General features: G+C 58.4%; 18 protein-coding genes. 11 read left to right on the top strand and 7 right to left on the bottom strand.

Annotation, left to right across the window (positions count from 1 at the left end):
• The first annotated feature begins 10 nt into the window (after window positions 1-10).
• From AC2FIR_RS04820 to AC2FIR_RS04840, 5 genes are all read left to right on the top strand, one after another.
• Window positions 11-2,818: a helicase-related protein gene (locus AC2FIR_RS04820; RefSeq protein ID WP_496761983.1), complete on the top strand. Its 2,808-nt coding sequence runs from the start codon at window positions 11-13 to the stop codon at window positions 2,816-2,818.
• A 6-nt stretch (window positions 2,819-2,824) separates the two neighbouring features.
• Window positions 2,825-3,190 (top strand): RNA-binding S4 domain-containing protein, encoded by a 366-nt coding sequence (locus AC2FIR_RS04825; protein WP_170616127.1) that lies wholly within the window; start codon window positions 2,825-2,827, stop codon window positions 3,188-3,190.
• Window positions 3,191-3,256: 66 nt separating this feature from the next.
• A complete protein-coding gene (fdxA, locus tag AC2FIR_RS04830; RefSeq protein ID WP_170616129.1) occupies window positions 3,257-3,595 on the top strand; it encodes a ferredoxin FdxA in 339 nt (112 codons plus the stop codon).
• 282 nt (window positions 3,596-3,877) lie between these two features.
• On the top strand, window positions 3,878-4,387 hold the full coding sequence (locus AC2FIR_RS04835; RefSeq protein ID WP_170616131.1) for a CarD family transcriptional regulator: 510 nt from the start codon (window positions 3,878-3,880) through the stop codon (window positions 4,385-4,387).
• 119 nt (window positions 4,388-4,506) lie between these two features.
• The gene (locus AC2FIR_RS04840; protein WP_170619040.1) at window positions 4,507-5,274 is read left to right on the top strand and encodes a potassium channel family protein; all 768 of its coding nucleotides are present in this window, start codon (window positions 4,507-4,509) and stop codon (window positions 5,272-5,274) included.
• On the opposite strand, the gene cobS is transcribed toward AC2FIR_RS04840, so the two are convergent.
• Entirely contained in the window at window positions 5,271-6,035 is a 765-nt protein-coding gene (gene cobS, locus AC2FIR_RS04845; RefSeq protein WP_496761985.1) for an adenosylcobinamide-GDP ribazoletransferase, read from the bottom strand. The genes AC2FIR_RS04840 and cobS overlap by 4 nt on opposite strands.
• Window positions 6,036-6,114: 79 nt before the next feature.
• Here cobS and cobT point away from each other — a divergent pair, with 79 nt between their 5' ends.
• Window positions 6,115-7,128: a nicotinate-nucleotide--dimethylbenzimidazole phosphoribosyltransferase gene (cobT, locus tag AC2FIR_RS04850; protein WP_496744609.1), complete on the top strand. Its 1,014-nt coding sequence runs from the start codon at window positions 6,115-6,117 to the stop codon at window positions 7,126-7,128.
• A gap of 31 nt (window positions 7,129-7,159) precedes the next feature.
• Here cobT and AC2FIR_RS04855 read toward each other — a convergent pair whose 3' ends face one another.
• Together AC2FIR_RS04855 and AC2FIR_RS04860 are read right to left on the bottom strand one after the other, a co-directional pair.
• Window positions 7,160-9,040, bottom strand: a complete 1,881-nt coding sequence (locus AC2FIR_RS04855; RefSeq protein WP_496744611.1) for a monovalent cation:proton antiporter-2 (CPA2) family protein — start codon at window positions 9,038-9,040, stop codon at window positions 7,160-7,162.
• A 19-nt stretch (window positions 9,041-9,059) separates the two neighbouring features.
• Window positions 9,060-9,515: an Lrp/AsnC family transcriptional regulator gene (locus AC2FIR_RS04860; RefSeq protein WP_170616139.1), complete on the bottom strand. Its 456-nt coding sequence runs from the start codon at window positions 9,513-9,515 to the stop codon at window positions 9,060-9,062.
• Window positions 9,516-9,661: 146 nt separating this feature from the next.
• Between AC2FIR_RS04860 and hppD the strand changes: the two genes are divergently transcribed.
• Window positions 9,662-10,759, top strand: coding sequence for a 4-hydroxyphenylpyruvate dioxygenase (gene hppD / locus AC2FIR_RS04865; protein ID WP_496744612.1), 1,098 nt, complete (start codon window positions 9,662-9,664; stop codon window positions 10,757-10,759).
• 65 nt (window positions 10,760-10,824) lie between these two features.
• Here the strand turns inward: hppD and AC2FIR_RS04870 are convergent, their stop codons facing one another.
• A complete protein-coding gene (locus tag AC2FIR_RS04870) occupies window positions 10,825-12,798 on the bottom strand; it encodes a hypothetical protein (protein WP_496761987.1) in 1,974 nt (657 codons plus the stop codon).
• Window positions 12,799-12,961: 163 nt separating this feature from the next.
• On the opposite strand from AC2FIR_RS04870, the gene AC2FIR_RS04875 reads away from it, so the two are divergent.
• A complete protein-coding gene (locus AC2FIR_RS04875; protein WP_496744616.1) occupies window positions 12,962-13,657 on the top strand; it encodes an SIMPL domain-containing protein in 696 nt (231 codons plus the stop codon).
• Between the two features lie 2 nt (window positions 13,658-13,659).
• On the opposite strand, the gene AC2FIR_RS04880 is transcribed toward AC2FIR_RS04875, so the two are convergent.
• The 3 genes from AC2FIR_RS04880 to AC2FIR_RS04890 all read right to left on the bottom strand — a co-directional run bounded on the left by AC2FIR_RS04880 (window position 13,660) and on the right by AC2FIR_RS04890 (window position 16,737).
• Window positions 13,660-14,373: a GNAT family N-acetyltransferase gene (locus tag AC2FIR_RS04880; protein WP_496761989.1), complete on the bottom strand. Its 714-nt coding sequence runs from the start codon at window positions 14,371-14,373 to the stop codon at window positions 13,660-13,662.
• A gap of 3 nt (window positions 14,374-14,376) precedes the next feature.
• Complete coding sequence (locus tag AC2FIR_RS04885; protein WP_496744620.1) at window positions 14,377-15,669, bottom strand: O-acetylhomoserine aminocarboxypropyltransferase/cysteine synthase family protein; 1,293 nt, start codon at window positions 15,667-15,669, stop codon at window positions 14,377-14,379.
• Window positions 15,670-15,741: 72 nt separating this feature from the next.
• A complete protein-coding gene (locus AC2FIR_RS04890) occupies window positions 15,742-16,737 on the bottom strand; it encodes a GT-B fold glycosyltransferase domain-containing protein (RefSeq protein WP_496744726.1) in 996 nt (331 codons plus the stop codon).
• Between the two features lie 474 nt (window positions 16,738-17,211).
• Between AC2FIR_RS04890 and AC2FIR_RS04895 the strand changes: the two genes are divergently transcribed.
• Genes AC2FIR_RS04895 through preA form a run of 3 tightly spaced genes read left to right on the top strand, consistent with a single transcriptional unit; the run spans window position 17,212 to window position 20,750 of the window.
• Window positions 17,212-18,546: an NAD(P)-dependent oxidoreductase gene (locus AC2FIR_RS04895; RefSeq protein WP_496761991.1), complete on the top strand. Its 1,335-nt coding sequence runs from the start codon at window positions 17,212-17,214 to the stop codon at window positions 18,544-18,546.
• A 45-nt stretch (window positions 18,547-18,591) separates the two neighbouring features.
• Window positions 18,592-19,428, top strand: a complete 837-nt coding sequence (locus AC2FIR_RS04900) for a class I SAM-dependent methyltransferase (protein WP_496744624.1) — start codon at window positions 18,592-18,594, stop codon at window positions 19,426-19,428.
• A 17-nt stretch (window positions 19,429-19,445) separates the two neighbouring features.
• Entirely contained in the window at window positions 19,446-20,750 is a 1,305-nt protein-coding gene (preA, locus tag AC2FIR_RS04905) for an NAD-dependent dihydropyrimidine dehydrogenase subunit PreA (protein ID WP_170616156.1), read from the top strand.
• The last annotated feature ends 114 nt before the right edge of the window (window positions 20,751-20,864 follow it).

Here is a 20,864-nt window from a genome sequence, read left to right on the forward strand (position 1 = left end):
GGGGGCAAAGGTGAACGGGTCATCCCGAATCGTGGCCGTTCTTGGCCCGACAAACACAGGTAAAACCCATTACGCGATCGAGCGGATGCTGGGACACAGGACTGGTGTGATCGGCCTGCCGTTGCGTCTGCTGGCGCGCGAGGTCTATGACAAGATCGTAGCCGTCCGTGGACCCTCCGTCGTGGCCCTTGTCACGGGCGAGGAACGGATCGTGCCACCGCGTGCGCAATATTGGGTCTGCACGGTCGAGGCGATGCCCGAAGGCATGGGCGCGGAATTTGTGGCCATTGATGAGATCCAGCTCTGCGCCGATCCCGAGCGTGGCCATGTGTTCACGGACCGCCTGCTGCGCGCACGCGGGACCAGTGAGACGCTGTTTCTAGGGTCAGATACGATGCGCGGTCCGATCGCGGCGCTGGTGCCCGAAGCACAGTTCACCCGCCGCGAGCGGATGTCGCAGCTTGTCTACTCCGGCTCGAAAAAGATCAGCCGAATGTCTCCGCGCAGTGCCATCGTCGGGTTCTCGGTCGACAGCGTCTATGCGATAGCCGAACTTCTGCGCCGTCAAAAGGGTGGTGCGGCGGTTGTTATGGGGGCGCTCAGCCCGCGTACACGCAACGCGCAGGTCGAGCTATACCAGAATGGCGAGGTTGACTATCTGGTCGCCACTGATGCCATCGGAATGGGTTTGAACCTGGATGTGAATCATGTGGCGTTTTCGTCCCTGACCAAGTTCGACGGTCGCAGGATGCGACCTCTGGCGCCCAACGAACTGGCCCAGATCGCTGGCCGGGCAGGGCGCGGCATGTCCGACGGCACGTTCGGCGTAACGGGTGAGGCCCCGCCTTTGGATGATGGCGTGGCGCAGGCGATCATGGACAGCCGTTTCACGCCAATGAAAAAGCTGAACTGGCGGAACGCCGCCTTGCGGTTCGGCTCGATCGAGGCGCTGATCGACTCGCTTGAGGTCAGCCCAGACTACGAACACCTCATCAAGGCGCGGCCAGCCGATGATCTGAACGTGCTGAAATCTCTCTCGCAAGTGACCGAGGTCGCGGCGCGCGCCAGCGACGGTCCGTCGATCCGTTTGCTGTGGGATGTCTGCCGAATTCCAGACTTTCGTGGCATCAGTCATGCCGAGCACGCAAGTCTGTTGGAGGTGATCTACAACTACCTGCACGAGCGTGGAACGATCCCGGATGACTTTCTGGCGCGGCAAATCCGCCGGATCGACCGAACCGACGGAGATATTGATGCGCTGTCCAAAAGGTTGGCATATATTCGCACATGGACATATGTTGCGCAACGAAACGGTTGGGTACGTGACGAATCCCATTGGCGCGAGGAAACGCGCACTGTAGAAGACAGGCTGTCGGACGCTCTTCACGAACGTTTGACTCAAAGATTTGTGGACCGGCGCACATCCGTTTTGTTGCGCCGGCTCAAACAGAAGGAGGCCCTTTTGGCCGAAGTAAATGACAAGGGTGAAGTGACCGTCGAAGGCGAATTCGTCGGTCGTCTGGAAGGGTTCCGGTTTATCCCGGACAAAAGCGCGCAAGGAACCGAGGCGAAAGCTCTGAAATCGGCGTCCCTGCAAGCTCTCGCGCCGCAATTCCATCTGCGTGCCGACCGCTTCTACAACGCGCCCGATACTGAAATTGATTACACAGATCAAGGCGGCCTGATGTGGGGCGAATACGCCGTTGGCAAACTGGTTGCCGGGGCGGAGCCTCTCAAGCCGGTCGTCGAGGTTTTTGTGGATGAGGCTGCGGGACCGGATGTGGAGCAAAAGGTTCAGCGTCGTTTGCAGCACTTCATCGACCGCAAGGTCGCGGCGCTGTTTGAACCGCTGTTGAACCTGTCGCGCGACGAAGAGCTGTCAGGCCTGGCCAAGGGGTTTGCCTTCCGCATGGTCGAAGCCCTGGGTGTGCTGCCCCGTGCCGGCGTCGCGCAAGAGGTTAAGGATCTGGATCAGGACGCCCGTGGCGCGCTGCGCAAGCACGGCATTCGGTTTGGCCAGTTCACAATCTTCATGCCGCTTCTGCTGAAACCCGCACCGACGCGTCTGCGACTGGTTTTGTGGGCCCTGTCCAGTGGATTGCAGGAGTTTCCCGAAGCGCCACCTCCGGGTCTGGTCACCGTGCCTGTTGCCAAGGGCGCGCCCGAGGGATACGACACGATGTGCGGATACAGGGATGCCGGCGAGCGTTCGATCCGTATCGACATGCTGGAGCGTCTGGCCGACATGCTGCGTGCAGAAGACAGCCGCGGCGGGTTCGAAGCCAAACCCGACATGCTCTCGATTACCGGTATGACGCTTGAACAGTTCGCTGATCTGATGCAGGGGCTGGGCTACAAGGCCGAGCGTGGCGAACGTGAGAAGGTCAAACCGGCAGCTGTCGAAACAGAACTGCCTTCGACAGATGCAGCCGAGCAACCTGTCGCCGAAGAAGTGTCCGCACCCCAAAAGGCAACCGAAGAGGTCGGCGCACCCGCCGAGGCGCCAGCCGAGGCCGCGACAAGCACCGAGGCAGCAGCCGAGGCGCCGGCTTCAGATGAGCCGGAGGTCGAAGTATTCTACACCTTCACCTGGGGTCGTCAGCGGCAGCCGAACCGTGGCCCGCGCCGCGAGCAGGGGCAGGGCAAGGGCAAGCCGCGTGGCAAACCGCAGGAAGGCCGTGGAAAACCACACGGCAAGAAAGGCGGCAAGCCGCAAGGCTCCAAGACTTTCTCCTCCCGTCCTCCGAAAAAGGAAAAGGCGATCGATCCTGACAACCCGTTTGCAGCTGCGCTGATGGGTTTGAAGGACGGCAACTGACCCGAGATGGCCGAGGCCCGGCTGCGGATTGACAAATGGCTGTGGCAGGCGCGGTTCTTCAAGACCCGCAGCCTGGCCGCCAAACAGGTCAGCGGCGGACACGTGCGGGTAAACGGAAACCGTGTGGTGAAACCGGCGCATGCGGTCGGCCCCGGCGACGTTCTGACGTTCACTCAGGGGCGTATCGTGCGCGTCGTTCGTGTTGAAAAACTGGGCGAACGGCGGGGACCGGCACCCGAGGCGCAAACGCTGTACTCGGACATGACCGAAAAGCAGAACGCACCACCGCGTAATCCGGGTTTTGAAGGAAAAGGTCGTCCAACCAAGAAAGATCGGCGCGCACTTGATCTTTCTCGACCTCCGGAATGCTGATCCTCACTTGAAGAGCAAGCCATACTGAATTAGCTAGACGCCCAAACCGCAAACGGGAACGCCGCCATGACCTATGTTGTCACCGAGAACTGCATCGCCTGCAAATACACCGACTGTGTCGAAGTGTGCCCGGTGGACTGTTTCTACGAGGGCGAGAACACATTGGTCATCCACCCAGATGAATGCATCGACTGCGGCGTGTGCGAACCGGAATGCCCCGCCGACGCCATTCGCCCCGATACCGAGCCGGGTATGGAAGAATGGGTCGAGTTCAACCGCAAATACTCCGAGCAGTGGCCGGTGATCGTGACCAAGAAAGATCCCCTGCCAGACGCGGAAGAACGTGATGGGGAAGAAGGCAAGATGGAGAAGTACTTCTCCGAAGCGCCGGGTGAGGGCGGTTAAACGATTCGTCCTGGAATCTGGTGGGAAACTGTAAAGATTGAGGGATATCCTTCTGATTCCCAAGCAGCTTTTCGAAATTTCCCCAGCGTAAGCTTTCAGATGCCACTTTTTTGTGGTATACTATCTCCCTACATGATGATCGAGATTGGGGTGCGCTCCGTAAGTATGCTTGCTTTGGAGTTCTGAGTTTTCAACACAACCGCCGCCAGACGGGGCTTAGATGTGCCCTGTGGTGGTGTTTTTGTTGTCTGTACCCCGGTCCGCAACGAAGGAAAAAAGTGAATGTCAAAATCGAAAAAGCTTGAGTTCCGCCCTAACGATTACGTTGTCTACCCTGCGCACGGCGTAGGTCAGATCATCTCGATCGAAGAGCAGGACGTTGCGGGGTTTTCGCTCGAGCTGTTCGTGATCTCATTCGAGAAAGATAAGATGACTCTGCGGGTTCCGACCAACAAGGTCACCGAATCCGGTCTGCGCTCGCTGAGTTCGCCGGACGTGATCAGTCAGGCGATGAAGACGCTTAAGGGTAAAGCCAAGGTCAAACGCGCCATGTGGTCACGCCGGGCGCAGGAATACGAACAAAAGATCAACTCGGGCGATCTGATTTCGATCGCCGAAGTGGTTCGTGACCTGCACCGCACCGATGACCAGCGCGAGCAGAGCTATTCCGAGCGGCAGCTTTACGAAGCCGCGCTCGAGCGTCTGACCCGCGAAGTCGCCGCAGTATCCGGGCATGGAGAGATTTCGGCTGCCAAGCAAGTCGACGAGGTTCTGATGTCGCGTGCCGCCTAATCTCAATCGGCCACCTTGTTTCGGGCCGTCCCTCATCGGGGGCGGCCTTTTTTTTATTCTGCTGCTTGGTCCCCGGTGGGTTTGAGGGTAATTTTGCCCTGAACAAAGGGGGATAGGCAGTGAAGGTAAAGCAAGCGATAAAGTTCCTCTATATCGGAAAAGACCCGATATCGGTGCGGTTCAGATATACCTTGATCCTGTTTGATGCTGCTACGATCATCTTCTTTGTCGCGACCGCACATGGCGGTCATGGGCCCGGCATCACTCTGGTCAGTATGATTGTGGGCCTGATCATCCTTATGGATTTTTCGGCGCGGCTATGGATTTCGAAGGATCGCAAAAGACTGCTGCGCAAGATCTATACGCTGGCCGATATCGTCGTGATCCTGTCATTGATCCTGGATCCGTTCCTCACCGGCAGCCTGGCCTTCCTTCGAATATTGCGCGCGCTACGTCTGATCCATTCCTATCATCTGTTGCGCGACCTGCGACGCGACAGCCCATTTTTTCGAACGCATGAAGACGCAGTGATTGCTGCGATCAACTTGCTGGTTTTTGTGTTTGTGACCTCGACGGCAGTTCTGGTCTACTTCATCCCGGAAACCAGCCAGACGCCATACATTGACGCGCTGTATTTCACGATGGCGACGCTTACGACGACAGGATTTGGTGACATCACGCTGTCGACACCGTGGGGCAAGCTGTTCTCGGTTTTCATCATGGTGGTCGGCGTCGCACTTTTCGTGCGGCTGGCGCAGGCGATATTCATGCCCCAGAAGGTCAGGCATAAATGCCGAAGCTGTGGACTTTATCGGCACGACCCGGATGCCGTGCATTGCAAACACTGCGGAGAAGTGTTGCGGATTGAAACCGGCGGTGTCGCCTAAATCCGTGCGATCAACGCAACAAGGATCGTGACCTCGGCCAATTGCTGCGCCGCGCCCAGAATATCCCCGGTCTGACCGCCGATTTTTGCTTTTGCGACGATGGCCAACAGGCCGACGATCAGCGCCGCGCAAATTGCCGGGAAAAAGGCAGAGCCACCGATCAGCGCCACAGAGACTGCACAAGCAACAATCAGGCCTGCAATTGCACTCATCGGACGGGGGCGACCTACAGAGTGACTTAGTCCGGATGAACGGGCATTTGGCAGGACGGCCATCAAAACGGGCATCATCGCACGAGACATTACGCATGCGGTCAGGATGGCACTGATCCCTCCGGCCGTCAGCAGGGATGCGACAGCAAACACCCGGATCAATTGTGAAAACAAAAGTGCCAGAACACCATAGGTGCCGATATGGCTGTCTTTCATGATCTCAAGCCGCCGGTCCCGGGTGAACCCGCCCCAAAGCCCGTCAGCCGTGTCTGCCAGCCCGTCTTCGTGCATCGCGCCGGTTGCTGCAATCAGAACGCCCACCAACAATGCGGCAGAGACAAGGGCCGGCACGTTCAGGGACATGGCAATCCACCCCACCAGACAGGCAATTATTCCGACGGCCAGCCCTGCAATCGGGAAAGCCCACGCAGCCTGAGCCTGGCGCGCGAATACATGATCCGGCAGCCGGGGAACGGGCAGGCGGGTCAGAAGCACCAAAGCCAGAGGTATATCCCAGCCGGAAATGAGTTTGGTGTCGTTTTTGAGCACTCCCGCGCCTTTCGGGGTCTTGTTGGTCTGGATGCTTCGGTTAAACACACAGGACCACTCTGATGCAACGAGGCTTTCGATGCTGCCCGAACTAACCGACCTGAAAACTTTCCGGAATGCGCTGAGCTCTGCACCCGGCCCGGACGAAACCGCAACAATTGGCGCGTCCGAGCGCAACGGCCAACTGACCAAGCCTCCGGGCGCGCTGGGTCGACTCGAGGATCTGGCGATCTGGTATGCGGGATGGCGTGGGGATGCCCGGCCGCAGATTTCCGCGCCTCAAGTGATCGTTTTTGCCGGAAACCACGGTGTTACGGCGCAAGGCGTATCCGCATTTCCACCTGAAGTGACCGTTCAGATGGTGATGAATTTTCAGCATGGCGGTGCGGCGATCAACCAGCTGGCCAAATCGGCTGGTGCGACGATGAACGTACACGCGCTGGATCTGGACACGCCAACTGCGGATTTCACAAAAGCGCCGGCAATGGATGAGCAAGAGCTTCTGTCAGCGTTGCGTACAGGCTGGCAGGCGGTCGATCCAACGGCGGATCTGTTGGTGGTTGGCGAGATGGGGATCGGCAACACAACTCCGGCGGCCGCAATTGCCTGCGCCCTGTTTGGAGGCGAGGCAGCCGAATGGACCGGGCGTGGCACCGGCGTTGATGATACGGGTCTGGCCAACAAAACCCGGGTGGTCGCTGAAGGTGTCGCCCTGCACGGTCAGGCTGGCGACGGGCTGGATATCCTGCGCTGCCTGGGTGGGCGCGAGATTGCCGCCATGGCCGGCGCCATCGCGGCGGCTCGTGTGTTGCGGATTCCGGTTATTCTGGACGGATTCATTTGCTCTGCGGCTGCTGCGTGTCTGGCGGACGTGACCGAAGGGGTGCTGGACCACACAATTGCAGGCCACCAGAGCGCCGAGGGCGCGCATGGCGCGGTCCTGGCGCGGCTTGGCAAAGAACCCTTGTTGAACCTGGGCTTGCGGCTTGGTGAGGGGTCGGGTGGTGCGCTGGCGATCAACATCCTGAAAAGCGCCGTCGCCTGTCATTCGGGAATGGCAACGTTTGCCGAGGCCGGTGTCTCGGACGGCTAAACGCTGCGCCTGACCCGGGTAGGGGCCTGGGTCAGGCAGACTTCTTGGCGTTTTCTTCAACCATCTCCAAAAGCGCAGTTTCCAGCTCCTTCTGAAGCTCGCGCGACCTTTCGATGTATTTCTTGTTCTCGGCCGTCGGCATGCCCGGTATCCACAATTCGGCCAACTCGCGCACCGACATCCGGTCATGATGATAGAATGTCTGTTCCGCCTGTGCCGCTTCATAGTCGCTGAGGCCGATGTTCTCCAGGACATAGCGGCCAGCGCGAAGTGAGCTGTCGAAGGTTTCTCGGACGATATCGTTCGCACCGGCCTGATACAGCTCATAAACGTGGTTGCGGTCATAGGCACGGGCGATGATGTGCAGATCAGGGCGTTGTCGCCTTGCGTAGCCAACCAGCCGCGTGACCTGCTTGTGATCGTCCATGGCTGCGACAAGAACGGATGCCTTTTCGATCCCTGCCGCGCGCAGCAGTTCGGGGCGGGTCGGGTCGCCCAGAAACCCTTTGACGCCGAACCTGCGCATCAACTGCACCGTGTCGATGTCGTGGTCCAGAACGACCGTCTTGAAACCACTTGCCCGAACCAGCCGGTTTACGATTTGGCCAAAGCGGCCTATGCCCGCGATGATCACCGGGCCCTTTTCGTCAATCTCGTCCGGTTCCGGCTGCGGGCGCACATCGCCGATGCGGCGGGACAGTTGATCGTAGATGATGAATAGCAGCGGTGTGATCAGCATCGTCAGGGCGATGATCATCAGCAGTTTCTGGGAAAGATCGGTGGGGATGACATTCTGCTGCGTTGAAAAGGCCAGCAGGACAAAACCGAATTCACCAGCCTGGGCCAGACCCAGAGTGAACAGCCAGTGATCGCGCCCGCGAAGCTTGAAGGCACGTCCGACGATATAAAGGATGATCCCTTTGACCAGGATCACCAGCAGCGCTAGCCCGATCAGGTCAAATGGATCGTTGAAGAAATAGCCCACGTTGATCCCGGCACCGACTGTGATGAAGAACAGCCCCAGAAACAGACCCTTGAACGGCTCCAGATCGCTCTCCATCTCGTGCCTGAATTCCGAACTGGCCAGAACCACACCGGCCAGAAATGCGCCCAAAGCGGGCGACAGTCCAACCAGTGTCATCAGGAATGAGATTCCCACAACGATCATAAGGGCCAGTGCGGTGTACATTTCTCGCAGGCGGGTGGCGTGAATGAATCTGAACAGGGGACGGGTCAGGTAGACACCCGCCAAAATGACGAAAGCAACGGCGCCGAGCGTGACCAGGGTGACGGCCCAGCCCGGCAAGCCCTCGACCAGGGACAGGCTGTGATGGGCCGCGCCATGCGCATCGACATTGCCTCGGTCGATGGAGCCGTCGCCTTCAAGGTGCGGAACGCGCGGAAGGGCCAGCAACGGCAGCATCGCAAGGATCGGAATGACCGCAATATCCTGTGTCAGCAGAACCGAGAATGTGGCCCGCCCTCCATTGGTCTGCATCAGCCCCTTTTCCGACAAGGTCTGCAATACGATAGCCGTCGACGACAGCGAAAGGGTCAGACCAACCGCCAATGCCACGGTCCACGGGTGGTTTGCGTATATCGAAACACCGGCGATCACCGCCGTCGACATTGCGACCTGAAGACCGCCCAGCCCCAGTAGTTTGTCGCGCATATCCCAAAGGGCGCGCGGTTCAAGCTCGAGCCCGATCAGAAACAGCATCATGACGACGCCGAACTCGGCCACATGCTGTAGGCTTTCGGTTTCAGCACCGACCAGCCCCAGAATGGGCCCGATCACGATACCGGCCGCCAGATACCCCAGTACAGAACCCAACCCCAGACGCGCTGATAACGGCACCGCAATAACTGCCGCCGCCAGATAGATCGTTGCCTGGTAAAGGAAATCGTCCATGTTTGTCCTCGTGTCCGGGTCAGGTCGGAAGGGGCGCGTCGCGCTTGAGTTGATCCATTACAATCTGGCTTTGCACCCTCGCAACGGCAGGATGCGGCAGTATCACCTGATGAAGCAAGCGGTTGAGCGCGGAAAGGTCATCACAGAATATGTGCAATAGGTAATCTGCCTCTCCTGTCATCGTCCAGGCGCTTGTTATCTCGGGCCGCGCATCGATCATGCGGGCAAAGCTGGCAGATTGCTCGGGGCCGTGCGTGCCCAGATGAACCTGCACGAAACCCTGCACGTGCAGTCCCAGTTTCAAAGGGTCCAGGCGAGCGGCGTAGCCGGTAATGTATCCTTCCGCCTCCAACCTTTGTCGGCGGCGCCCTGCCTGACTGGCTGACAGGTTCAGCATTTCACCCAGCTGATGTGCCGTCAGGTGCGCATTCTTTTGCAGCGCAGACAGCAGGCGTGTGTCCATGGCATCCAACATATGCGGATTCGCCCCGTTTTTCTTGTCTTTGGTGCGTAAATCGCGCACATACAGCTAGTTTACACGAAAATTATGCGCAGAAACAGCGTCAATTAAGACGTATTTTAGAATCAGCAAAGAAATTCCTGTTTTTTAGGAGACCCGCCATGGGACCTTTCCCGCACAACGCACCGAAACCCGTAATCAGCAAAGAAAACCCGGCAGGGACCGACGGCTTCGAGTTTGTCGAATTCGCGCATCCAGAACCGCAGGAGTTGCGCGACCTGTTTTCGAAGATGGGATTCGAAAGGGTGGGGCACCACAAAAAGAAGCCCGGCGTCGAACTGTGGCAGCAGGGCGATGTCACGTATATCCTGAACTCCGACCCCGACAGCTTTGCAGCCAAGTTTGTTGCCGAACATGGACCGTGCGCGCCAGCAATGGGGTGGCGCGTGGTTGATGCCCAAAAGGCCTATGAGCACGCCGTTGCAAAAGGTGCCGAGCCTTACGACGCCGACGACAAAACACTAAACGTGCCGGCCATCAAGGGGATTGGCGGCTCGCTGATTTACTTCGTCGATCAGTATTATGACACGTCGCCCTACAACGAGGAATTCGAGTGGACGCGGCAATCCAAACCCCGCGGTGACGGGTTCTATTACCTCGATCACCTGACGCACAATGTCTACAAGGGGAATATGGACAAGTGGTTCCGGTTTTACGAAAGCCTGTTCAATTTCCGCGAAATCCGCTTCTTTGACATCCAGGGAAAATTCACTGGTCTTTACAGCCGCGCGCTGACGTCGCCCTGTGGCCGCATCCGCATTCCGATCAACGAGGACAGAGGCGAGACCGGCCAGATCGTTTCGTACCTGAAGAAATACAAGGGTGAGGGCATTCAACACATCGCAGTGGGAAGCGAGGACATCTACGATTCAACCGACGCGATTGCGAAAAAGGGGCTGAAGTTCATGCCGGGCCCGAACGAGACCTATTACAACATGTCTACTGATCGGGTCGCGGGGCATTCCGAACCCCTGGATCGGATGATGAAGCACGGCATCCTGATTGATGGCGAAGGTGTCGTCGACGGAGGCGAGACACGGATCCTGCTGCAGATATTCTCGAAGACTGTCATCGGACCGATCTTTTTCGAGTTCATCCAGCGCAAGGGTGACGACGGATTCGGCGAAGGAAACTTCCAGGCGCTGTTCGAATCCATCGAACGCGAACAGATAGAAAGTGGCGAGATTTCAGCCGCTTGACGCGACTATATAAAGCGCGCGCTGGCGTGTCAGCGCGCGTGTTTTTTCCCGTTCGATTTTGGCTGTTAACTGCGGGGCATTTTCAAAGTCACGTTGCGTCCCTTCTTTTGGTACTGCAACTGACTGTCCCCGATCGCGATAACCCGGCCACCATCCAGCCGATCCCCGACCTTAAGCTTTTTGTAGCGGCCGCTGGGCAGCCGGATCAGGGCGCGGCGGTTCGCTGGCGAACCGTAGACTCCGATCAGGTTGAGCTTTCGCAGGTTGATGGCATTGTCCAGAGTGGCCTGACGGGCGACAGAAGCCCGGCTCGGAATTTTGGGCGCAACGGATTTTGCCGCAAACGATCCGACATCGTCACTGCTTTGATCGATGGCGGCCGTTGATCCCAGATTGGCTGACGTGGTGGTTGCCTTCGGCGCGGAAGCCGCTGCCAGATCTGCCGGGCGGGATTTGGGGCGCGGAACCCGAACGACCGCCAACGCGGTCGGGGTTTCATCAATCTGAGGTTGCTCCTGCAGGGATTTTGGCCGCAGTTTCGGCCGCAGCCCGGACAACTCGTCCCGAGTCCGACCACCCAGCTGCTGGCGCTCGAACCCTTCGACCAGATCATCTGGCCTGATTTTCGGACGCAGCCCAGCCAGCCTGTCATTGCCCTCTTCGACGATGGGTTCCTGTTCGAAGCGAACCGGGACTGCGGGCGGAACCGAAGACGGTCGTCCGAGGAAAACCATGACCCCATCCGGATTCAGTGTACCGTCGGCCGTGGGGGTAACCAAACCCCGCTCATCAAGTACAAACCGTGTTCCCGCGCCGCTGGGTGCAGCGGGCTGTTCGAATGGCTGATCAGTGTCAAACTTTTCAGCCGCAGGCAGCGCCACAGCGTCATGCGAAAGGTTTGATGGATCAAGCGATGACAGATACAGATCGTCGGATTGCACGACAGGGGGTGGGGTCAGCGCTTCGGGCGCGGTCAGGACAACGCCTGTCTGGGATTGCAGTTCCCGTTGCGCCTGAGGATCGCGGGCCACCTGCTCGACGGGTGTTGGGCTGACGTCCAACGCCTCGAGAATAGCAAGATCCGTCGCGGTCGGCTCGGCTTTTTCCTCAACCACAGGCGGAGAGATGGGGATTTCAGAGCGCTCTGTGTCCGGTTCTGACGTTTCTTTCACCGCGGGCGGAGCGACAGCGACTTCGGCAATATCGCTTTCCGGTTCCGGTGCTTTTTCTGCCAGTACTTGCTCTGGCACACTTGGGGACGCCGTTTCGTCCGGAACGCTCTGCGCCAGAACGGGTTCCGGGCTGATTTCGTCTTCGGACCCGGTCAGGAACCATAGCCCGATGGCGACTGCAAGAACGCCTGCGACCAATGCCAGAGCTTTGTAGAGTTTGGCTTCACCTGGGTGTGCCGCACCAGTGCCAATCTCGGCGCCTGGCGCGGTCTGCGCCCGGAATGCGATTGGGGTATCGGTCGCCGCGATAGCATGGACCGGAGTGTTCGATTCCGCTTCTTCTTCAGGCTCTTGCGCCGTATCGGCCGGTTCGGGTGCACCGGGCAGTTCTGTGGTTTCCCGAGGTAAGAATATGGGCTCGGTCGGAAAGGGGTTTGGGCCGGTGTCTGCACTGAACACGATAGGAATGAACCCGTGTTGGGTTGCGAACTCCCGGGCCTCGTCCAAAGTTTGCGTTGCCACTGCCGCGACGTGAGTTTGCTGTCCGTCCGTCGCTGTATCATATGCCAGTTCGACCAGAGCATACGGGGTGGCCCCGGTCAGTGCATCGCGTACTTTCTGCCCAGTATCGCCCGCGTCCGGTTCTTCGGTTTCGACTGTCAAAAACCGGATTTGGTCTTCCGGAATTACGACCTTGCAGCTCAGGTCGTTTTCCAGCGCAAAACCCGCGTCGCGCAACGCCTGCATGCGATCCGGGAAATCCGGCGCATCCAGCGGAACCGTGCCAATGCAGAACCAGTCGTCATCCGAATGGTGATGCAGGGATATTCCGTCGGCAGAAAATGATAACGCAAAAGCGGGTTTCATAACTCCGAAGAACCATAGTTGTCATCGTCAATGCAAACGACATTGCGTTCGCAGCACGACAGTAAAGCAGGATATCGCCGAGGGAAAGAAAAAGCCAAGTCACCTCTTGTACGAGAGCGCCCGGTCACCCCATCTTAAGACAGCAAGAATTGGAGGGATCACCTTGAAGACATTTGCTTTTCTGGCCGCCATGCTGGCAATGACGGCGGCAAGCGCGGCCCATGCGGAAGAACGTCGCATCACTGTCAGCGCGGCAGGGACCGTTCAGGCCACACCCGACATGGCGACCATTACATTGGGTGTCACAAACCAGGATACGCAGGCTTCGGTGGCGATGCAGGCAACATCCGACGCGGTTTCCAGAATTATGTCGCGACTGGACGAAAAAGGGATCGAGGCACGCGACGTGCAAACCCGCGATCTGTCCCTTTCGCCAGTTTGGTCCAACCGAAACAATGTGCCGGGGCAGAACCCGGAAATCACAGGTTTTGCTGCGTCGAACCGGGTTTTTGTTCGGGTGCGTGACCTGACCAAGCTGGGTGAGATCATGGATGCGGTCATTCAGGACGGTGCCAATGACTTTGGCGGCCTGAGTTTCGATGTTCAGGACCCCAAGCCGCTTGAAGCAAAAGCCCGAGCACAAGCTGTCGCCGAGGCAACCGCCAAGGCCGAGCAACTGGCCCAGGCCGCGAGCGTGACACTTGGCCCGGTTCAGTCAATTGACGAACAGGGCGGGGGTGTGCAGCCCATGCCACATATGCGCCAGATGAGCATGGCCGAAGCAGGCAATGTTCCGGTTGCCGGCGGTGAGGTTTCAATCTCGGTCAATGTCTTGATGGAATTCGAAATTTCCGAATAAAGTCAGACCTCTGCGCGGGCTTGCAGCGGTTGTCGTTGCTTGCCCGCAGCGTCGAAATTCTCGGGCAGCAACCAGGCTTCAAAGGCTTTTCGGATGCGTGGCCATTCGCTGTCGATTATCGAATGCCATGCCGTGTCACGATTACGTCCCTTATAGTGGGTCGCCTGCCGGAACACGCCTTCAAAAGTGAATCCAAGGCGTTCGGCCGCGCGTCGAGACGGTGCATTCAACGCATCGCATTTCCATTCGTAGCGGCGATAGCCAAGCTCATCGAAAACGCGGCGCATCATCAGGTACATCACCTCGGTCGATTGCGGCCTGCGCTGCAAAAGGGGCGAGAAGTGGATGTGACCGACCTCAATCGATCCGGCAGCGGGCGTGATTCTCAGGTACGAGGCCATGCCGACCGGGACGTCATTGGCATCCAGAACCGAGTGAAACATCGGATCAGCATCGGAACAATTGTTCTGGGCCCATTCGACAAAGGCGGCTTCGGACTCAAAGGGTCCGTAGGGCAGGTAGGTCCAGTTGTGGCCGTCCGCGTCGTTTGCAAACGCCCGGTACAAACCGGGCGCGTGCCTGTTGATATCCAGCGGTACAACGGAACAGAACCCTCCTTGCATCGGCGTGTAAGGCGGTGTCGGACGCGGGAAGTCACCCGAAACGGGCCAGCCAATCGGCTGGCCAAGGTCGTTCGTTTCGCTGCCGGTTGCCATGGATCAGGCGCTTGCCTTGCTGAGCGCCTGGTCAAGATCGGCAATCAGGTCGTCGGCATCCTCGATCCCGATCGACAGACGTACCACGTTCGGGCTGGCACCGGCGGCTTCCTGTTGTTCGGGCGTCAGCTGCCGGTGTGTGGTCGAGGCCGAATGAATGATAAGCGAGCGCGCGTCACCCAGATTGGCCACATGGCTGAATATCTCCAGCGCATTGACCAGTTTGATGCACGCGTCATAGCCGCCCTTGACCGCGAAAGTGAACAGGGCACCGGCCCCGCGCGGATAGCACTTCTGGACCCGATCATAATGGGGCGACGACGGCAGGCCGGCATAGGTGACATATTCCACGCGATCGTCTGCTTCGAGCCACGCGGCGATTTTCTGGGCGTTCTCTACGTGGCGCTCCATTCTCAGGCTCAGGGTTTCGATTCCCATCAGCGTGTAATGCGCAGCCTGCGGGTTCATCGTCATGCCCAGATCACGCAGGCCGATGGCAATTCCGTGGAAAGTGTAGGCCAACGGGCCAAAGGTCTCATGAAATTTCAACCCGTGATAGGCGGATTCCGGTTCGCTGAGCGACGGGAACTTGTCATTTTCGGACCAGTCAAACTTGCCTGAATCCACGATGCAGCCGCCAGTGACGGTGCCGTTGCCGGTCAGGTATTTGGTGGTCGAATGTACGACCAGCGTGGCACCCTGTTCAATCGGGCGGCACAGGTAGGGCGTGGCCGACGTGTTGTCGACGATCAGCGGGATGCCTGCGGCGTCCGCAACATCCGCCAGCGCGCGTATATCTGTGACATAGCCGCCCGGATTGGCGATGGATTCGCAGAACACCGCCCGTGTGTTTTCGTCAATGGCATCCTTGACGGCGTCCAGATCGTCGGTGTCGACGAACTTGGCCGACCAACCGAAGCGTTTGATGGTCTGGCTGAACTGCGTGACGGTGCCGCCATAAAGACGGGTTGATGCAACCACATTGCAACCCGGTCCCATCAGCGGAAACAGCGCCATGATCTGCGCGGCGTGACCCGAAGAACAACAAACCGCACCCACACCGCCTTCAAGGGTCGCGACACGCTCTTGCAAAACAGCCACGGTAGGGTTGGTCAGGCGGGAATAGATGTAGCCGACCTCTTGCAGGTTAAACAGCGCGGCAGCGTGGTCCGCGTCGCGGAATACGTAAGCGGTTGTCTGGTAGATTGGCGTCTGGCGCGCTCCGGTCGCCGGGTCGGGCCGGGCACCGGCATGAATTTGCAGCGTGTCGAAACCATAAGTGGGTCCATCAGACATCTGGAACATCTCCTGTTGGTATTTGTGTTGCAGAATCTCTAGGGCATTGGTCGCGTGCGCACAACGATCCAGTCAGCGCATCCACAGTCCTTTGCTCTTGATCTGGTTGCGGATGACCTGCTCGCGCTGGGGCAGGTTCTTGCGGTCGAACATATTGCGGATCTTCTCGCCCTTGCGTTGGATCACCAGCTTTTTCAGCGGGTCGTAGTTCTTCAGAACCTTCTTGATCCGGTTCGGCGCGGTCACTGTTTCCAGAACTTCGATGACATGATCCGACTCGCGTGCATAAAGCAGCGGGAACAGCCGGTAGTGGCAACTTACGGTGCCATCCAGCAATCCGTCCGGCAGGGCGTCGCGCCCGCCGCCAAGCGCGTGGATCACCAGCGGCAACGCGGCCTGATCCAGCCAGGGGTCAAGGTTCTGGCCAACAAGCTCTGGGATATCCTCGTCGCGGATAGCGAGCGCGTATTCCAAAAACCGTTTTCCGAAAGCGTGTGGGCAGGAATAGAAAAAATACCCTGCATTGAAGTACAGATAGCGCCGCCAGTGATCCAGCGGTTGGTCTGTGTCGATCGAGCTTTCGAAGTCCAGCCCGAACCGTTGATAGAGCGCGCGCCAGATGCCGTCGAAACCGGGGCCATACAGCGTGGGTTTTGGCCATGTCCCTTCGACCTTCAATGACGCGCCGGGGCGGTCGAAATCGAACGGAACTGTGTTCAGATCGCCCGTGATTAGGGTGTCGCTGTCAAAAAACACAAATGGCTCACCCTCGGGCATGGCCAGCAATGCTTCGATCTTGTTGCCATAAGGATAGCTTTCGCCGAAGGCATGGTTGTCAAAGGGCAGAATCTCGGCGTCCAGTTGTCGCAGGACTTTGAGAACATCCTCGTTCTGAATGCTGGGGTTTTGTTGCCAGCGCGGGCCGGGTTGGGGAACCGCAACAAACAGTCGGCCTGTGAATCCCGGTGAACAATGTCGAAGCGAGGCGGCAAACAGCACAGCCTCGAATTGCAGGCGGTTGTTCTGTCCGATGATGACAATATTGAACTTGGTGGCCTTGGCCTGCATCGATAAACTCACGGATTTTCGCCGTTCTCCGGCGCTGCTCTGGTTCTGGTGACGCACTGTAAGCGGCAGACGACGCCAAAACCAGATGCGAGATTGGAAAACCGCTGCGGCGCGCCCAATTCTGAACGCGACGCAGGAACTCAAACAGGCCTGGACATGTTTGTCATCAATGGCGGCAGGTAGGAGGCAGACGAGTCATTTGGCGCCTGGGACTGGCTGCGCTGTCCGTCGAATACCCGCTGTCCCACCGCTGCAGGTGATTATTGGACCATGTACGGAGTTTAACTCGAAGATTTTTCTCGAATAGTTAAATTTGACCAAAAGCAAATAAAAACAAAAAACTATACGGTGAAGTTGAGGTCGTTCTCTCAGCTTTTTCGACTTTTTGGTGATTTTATAAATTTTACCAATTGATAAAAAATTAGTTTGTGGCAAGCTGAGGTCACAATAAACATATCTACAGGGAGTAGAGTGATGGCACAGGGCCAGATGGTCCCCGGTATTGTCGCCGGGCGGCTTTCCAGCGATGAGCTGACCTCGAATTTCACGGATCTGCATCCGCCGCTGGCCGCGCATGAGGCGGCTGTGGCGGCGGATCGGTGCTATTTCTGCTATGACGCGCCATGCGTTACCGCTTGTCCCACGGACATCGATATTCCGTTGTTCATGCGCCAGATTCAGGCCGGTCAGCCGGAAGCGGCAGGCCAGACCATTCTGGAACAGAACATTCTGGGTGGCATGTGCGCCCGGGTCTGTCCGACCGAAACATTGTGCGAGGAGGCCTGCGTACGCGAAACCGCAGAAGGGTCGCCGGTTGAGATTGGTCGACTGCAACGTTATGCCACGGACAGCGTCATGGCGACCGGGGTGCATCCTTTCGAAAGGGCGCCATCGACCGGCAAGACAATCGCTGTGGTTGGCGCGGGCCCTGCGGGACTGGCTTGTGCCCATCGTTTGGCCATGCATGGCCACGACGTGGTGATCCACGACGCCAGGCCCAAGCCGGGCGGGCTGAACGAATATGGTATCGCGGCCTACAAATCGACCAACAATTTTGCTCAGGCCGAGGTGGACTGGCTGCTGAAAATCGGCGGTATCGTGATCGAGACCGGTTCCGCACTGGGTGACACCATCTCGCTGGACGGGCTGCGCCAGAATTATGACGCGGTTTTCCTGTCGATCGGTCTGGCCGGGGTGAACGCACTTCGCGCACAAGGGCATGATCTGGACGGGGTGCGCAATGCGGTCGACTTCATCTCGGACGTGCGGCAGGCAGATGACCTTGCGCATCTGCCGGTTGGGCGCAACGTCGTGGTGATCGGCGGCGGCATGACTGCCGTGGATGCGGCAGTGAAATCCCGCCTTCTTGGCGCCGAACATGTGACCATCGCATATCGTCGCGGTCGCGACGCGATGGGAGCCAGCCGGTATGAGCAGGATCTGGCGGCCTCTCATGGTGTTCGAATTCTGTGCAACGTTCAGCCTGTGGCCATTCATGGAAATGGCACTACCGCCGAGATCGAGCTTGAATATACCGAATCCCGCGAAGGCAAGCTGAGCGGAACCGGCGAAACCATTCGTGTTCCGGCGGATCAAGTCCTCAAGGCAATTGGTCAGACATTGGAAGGGGCACCTGAAGGTTTGGATCTGGACGGCAACAAGATCGTCGTTACGGGCGCGGGCCGCACGTCCATGGAAGGTGTCTGGGCCGGGGGCGACTGTGCAACCGGTGGCGAAGACCTGACCGTGACCGCGGTGGCCGAGGGCAGGGATGCCGCGATGGACATCCATGCAACGCTTGTTTCGTGATATAGTGAGGCATTGATCTTTCAATCGCATTGCTGAGGTGTTGCCATGTCCCGGATCGAAGAAGCCGTTGCCCGCCACTATACGACAGGTGAACTGACAGAACGCGTTCGCGATGCGCTACGGCAGAGCGGTATCGACCCGGACGCGGCCACGGTTGCCGACCTGAAAGCGGGCGACGAATTCCACACAGGCGGAGTTGCCGCGACGGATCATCTGTTTGCGCAACTTTCGCCGACCCACGCAACGCGGGTGCTGGATATCGGTTGCGGTATCGGTGGAACGTCGCGCTACATTGCGGACCGCTACACCTCGACCGTTACGGGCATCGATCTGACCCCTGAGTTCGTCGAGACGGCAACCGCCCTCAGTGCGATTGTCGGTCTTGAAAGCAAGGTGCGCTTTCTGACCGGAAGCGCTTTGGACATGTCGGTGCCGAACGCCAGCTTTGACCTTGCCGTCATGCTGCATGTCGGCATGAACATTCAGGACAAACAACGCCTGTTCGCCGAAGTGGCCAGGGTGCTGGCAAAAGGCGGCACCTTTGCGCTGTTTGACGTGATGGGCGGTGCGGTGGATGAACCGATGGTCTTCCCATTGCCCTGGTCGACGACGCCCGACACCTCGTTCGTGGACACGCCTGGTGCGTACAGGGACGCGGCCTCGGCTGTTGGATTTGAACTGATCACGGAAAACGACCGCTCGGAATTCGCGAAAGCGTTCTTTGAAGAGGTCTTTGCCCGCACGGCCGAAAGCGGCCCCGCACCGCTGGGGATCCATCTGATGATGGGTGATACTGCCCCTGAGAAGTTCAAAAACTATGTCGCAAACCTTGACGCCGGGCGCATCCGCCCGACCGAGATGATTTTCAAGAAAACCGGTTAACCCGGTAAGGAGAACCCATGGCCAATCTGACAACTGACTTTCTGGGAATTTCCAGCCCCAACCCTTACTGGCTGGCATCCGCGCCGCCGACGGACAAGGAATATAACGTACGACGCGCATTCGAGGCTGGATGGGGTGGTGTCGTGTGGAAAACGCTTGGTGCCGAAGGGCCGCCGGTCGTGAATGTGAATGGTCCGCGCTACGGGGCCATCTACGGCGCAGATCGTCGCCTGCTGGGCCTGAACAATATCGAACTGATCACCGACCGCCCGCTTGAAGTAAACCTCGAGGAGATGGCGCGGGTCAAAGCAGACTATCCTGACCGGGCGCTGATCGCCTCGATCATGGTACCGTGCGAGGAAGAGGCATGGAAAGCCATCCTGCCGCGCGTCGCAGAAACCGGAGCGGACGGGATCGAGCTGAACTTCGGTTGTCCACACGGGATGAGCGAGCGTGGAATGGGGTCGGCCGTCGGGCAGGTTCCGGAATATATCGAGATGGTTACCCGGTGGTGCAAAAAATACTATGACCGTCCGGTCATCGTGAAGCTGACACCGAATATCACCGATGTCCGCAAACCCGCTGCTGCGGCAAAGAACGGTGGTGCGGATGCCGTATCGCTGATCAACACGATCAACTCGATCACCAGCGTTAACCTGGACACGTTCAGCCCCGAACCCTCGATTGACGGTAAGGGCAGCCACGGTGGTTATTGCGGGCCGGCGGTCAAGCCGATTGCCTTGTCGATGGTGTCCGAGATTGCGCGCGCGGAGGCAACGCATGGCCTGCCGATTTCAGGCATCGGTGGCGTGACCACCTGGCGCGATGCGGCGGAATTCATGGCGCTGGGGTGCGGCACTGTTCAGGTCTGCACGGCGGCGATGACCTATGGGTTCAAGATCATCGATGAACTGACGGCCGGTCTGTCCAAATGGATGGATGAAAAGGGCTATTCCGACGTGTCTGAAATCGTTGGTCTGGCGGTGCCGAATGTCACGGACTGGCAATACCTGAACCTGAACTACGTGGCCAAAGCCAAGATCGATCAGGACCAGTGCATCAAGTGCGGCAGATGCTATGCCGCCTGCGAGGACACCAGCCATCAGGCGATTTCGATGTCCGCCGATCGCGTCTTCGAAGTGATGGATGATGAATGCGTGGCCTGTAACCTGTGCGTCGATGTCTGTCCGGTCGAGGGATGTATCTCGATGGAGCCGATGGCAGCAGGGGAGATCGACCCACGCACACAAAAGGTCGTTGAGCCCGGTTATGCGAACTGGACCACGCATCCGAACAACCCAATGGCGAAAGCGGCTGAGTAGTTCTGTACCTTTTGGACGAAAACCTGATCCGAGAACACGCGTCGAGTTTCTTCGGATCAGAAAATCGGTCGGCCCATTGTGACAGATAAAGGCTCATTGGTTGGCGGTGCGGAT

The organism is Ruegeria sp. CDSB136 (genome assembly GCF_059610965.1).

Bases quoted from the DNA above. Each gene is read 5' to 3' on its own strand.
- hppD (WP_496744612.1), top strand. From the start codon at position 9,662: ATGGGACCTTTCCCGCACAACGCACCGAAACCCGTAATCAGCAAAGAA.
- AC2FIR_RS04895 (WP_496761991.1), top strand. From the start codon at position 17,212: ATGGCACAGGGCCAGATGGTCCCCGGTATTGTCGCCGGGCGGCTTTCC.
- AC2FIR_RS04880 (WP_496761989.1), bottom strand. From the start codon at position 14,373: ATGGCAACCGGCAGCGAAACGAACGACCTTGGCCAGCCGATTGGCTGG.
- AC2FIR_RS04855 (WP_496744611.1), bottom strand. From the start codon at position 9,040: ATGGACGATTTCCTTTACCAGGCAACGATCTATCTGGCGGCGGCAGTT.
- AC2FIR_RS04900 (WP_496744624.1), top strand. From the start codon at position 18,592: ATGTCCCGGATCGAAGAAGCCGTTGCCCGCCACTATACGACAGGTGAA.
- AC2FIR_RS04860 (WP_170616139.1), bottom strand. From the start codon at position 9,515: ATGTTGGATGCCATGGACACACGCCTGCTGTCTGCGCTGCAAAAGAAT.
- AC2FIR_RS04870 (WP_496761987.1), bottom strand. From the start codon at position 12,798: ATGAAACCCGCTTTTGCGTTATCATTTTCTGCCGACGGAATATCCCTG.
- AC2FIR_RS04825 (WP_170616127.1), top strand. From the start codon at position 2,825: ATGGCCGAGGCCCGGCTGCGGATTGACAAATGGCTGTGGCAGGCGCGG.
- AC2FIR_RS04885 (WP_496744620.1), bottom strand. From the start codon at position 15,669: ATGTCTGATGGACCCACTTATGGTTTCGACACGCTGCAAATTCATGCC.
- preA (WP_170616156.1), top strand. From the start codon at position 19,446: ATGGCCAATCTGACAACTGACTTTCTGGGAATTTCCAGCCCCAACCCT.
- AC2FIR_RS04890 (WP_496744726.1), bottom strand. From the start codon at position 16,737: ATGCAGGCCAAGGCCACCAAGTTCAATATTGTCATCATCGGACAGAAC.
- fdxA (WP_170616129.1), top strand. From the start codon at position 3,257: ATGACCTATGTTGTCACCGAGAACTGCATCGCCTGCAAATACACCGAC.
- AC2FIR_RS04835 (WP_170616131.1), top strand. From the start codon at position 3,878: ATGTCAAAATCGAAAAAGCTTGAGTTCCGCCCTAACGATTACGTTGTC.
- cobT (WP_496744609.1), top strand. From the start codon at position 6,115: ATGCTGCCCGAACTAACCGACCTGAAAACTTTCCGGAATGCGCTGAGC.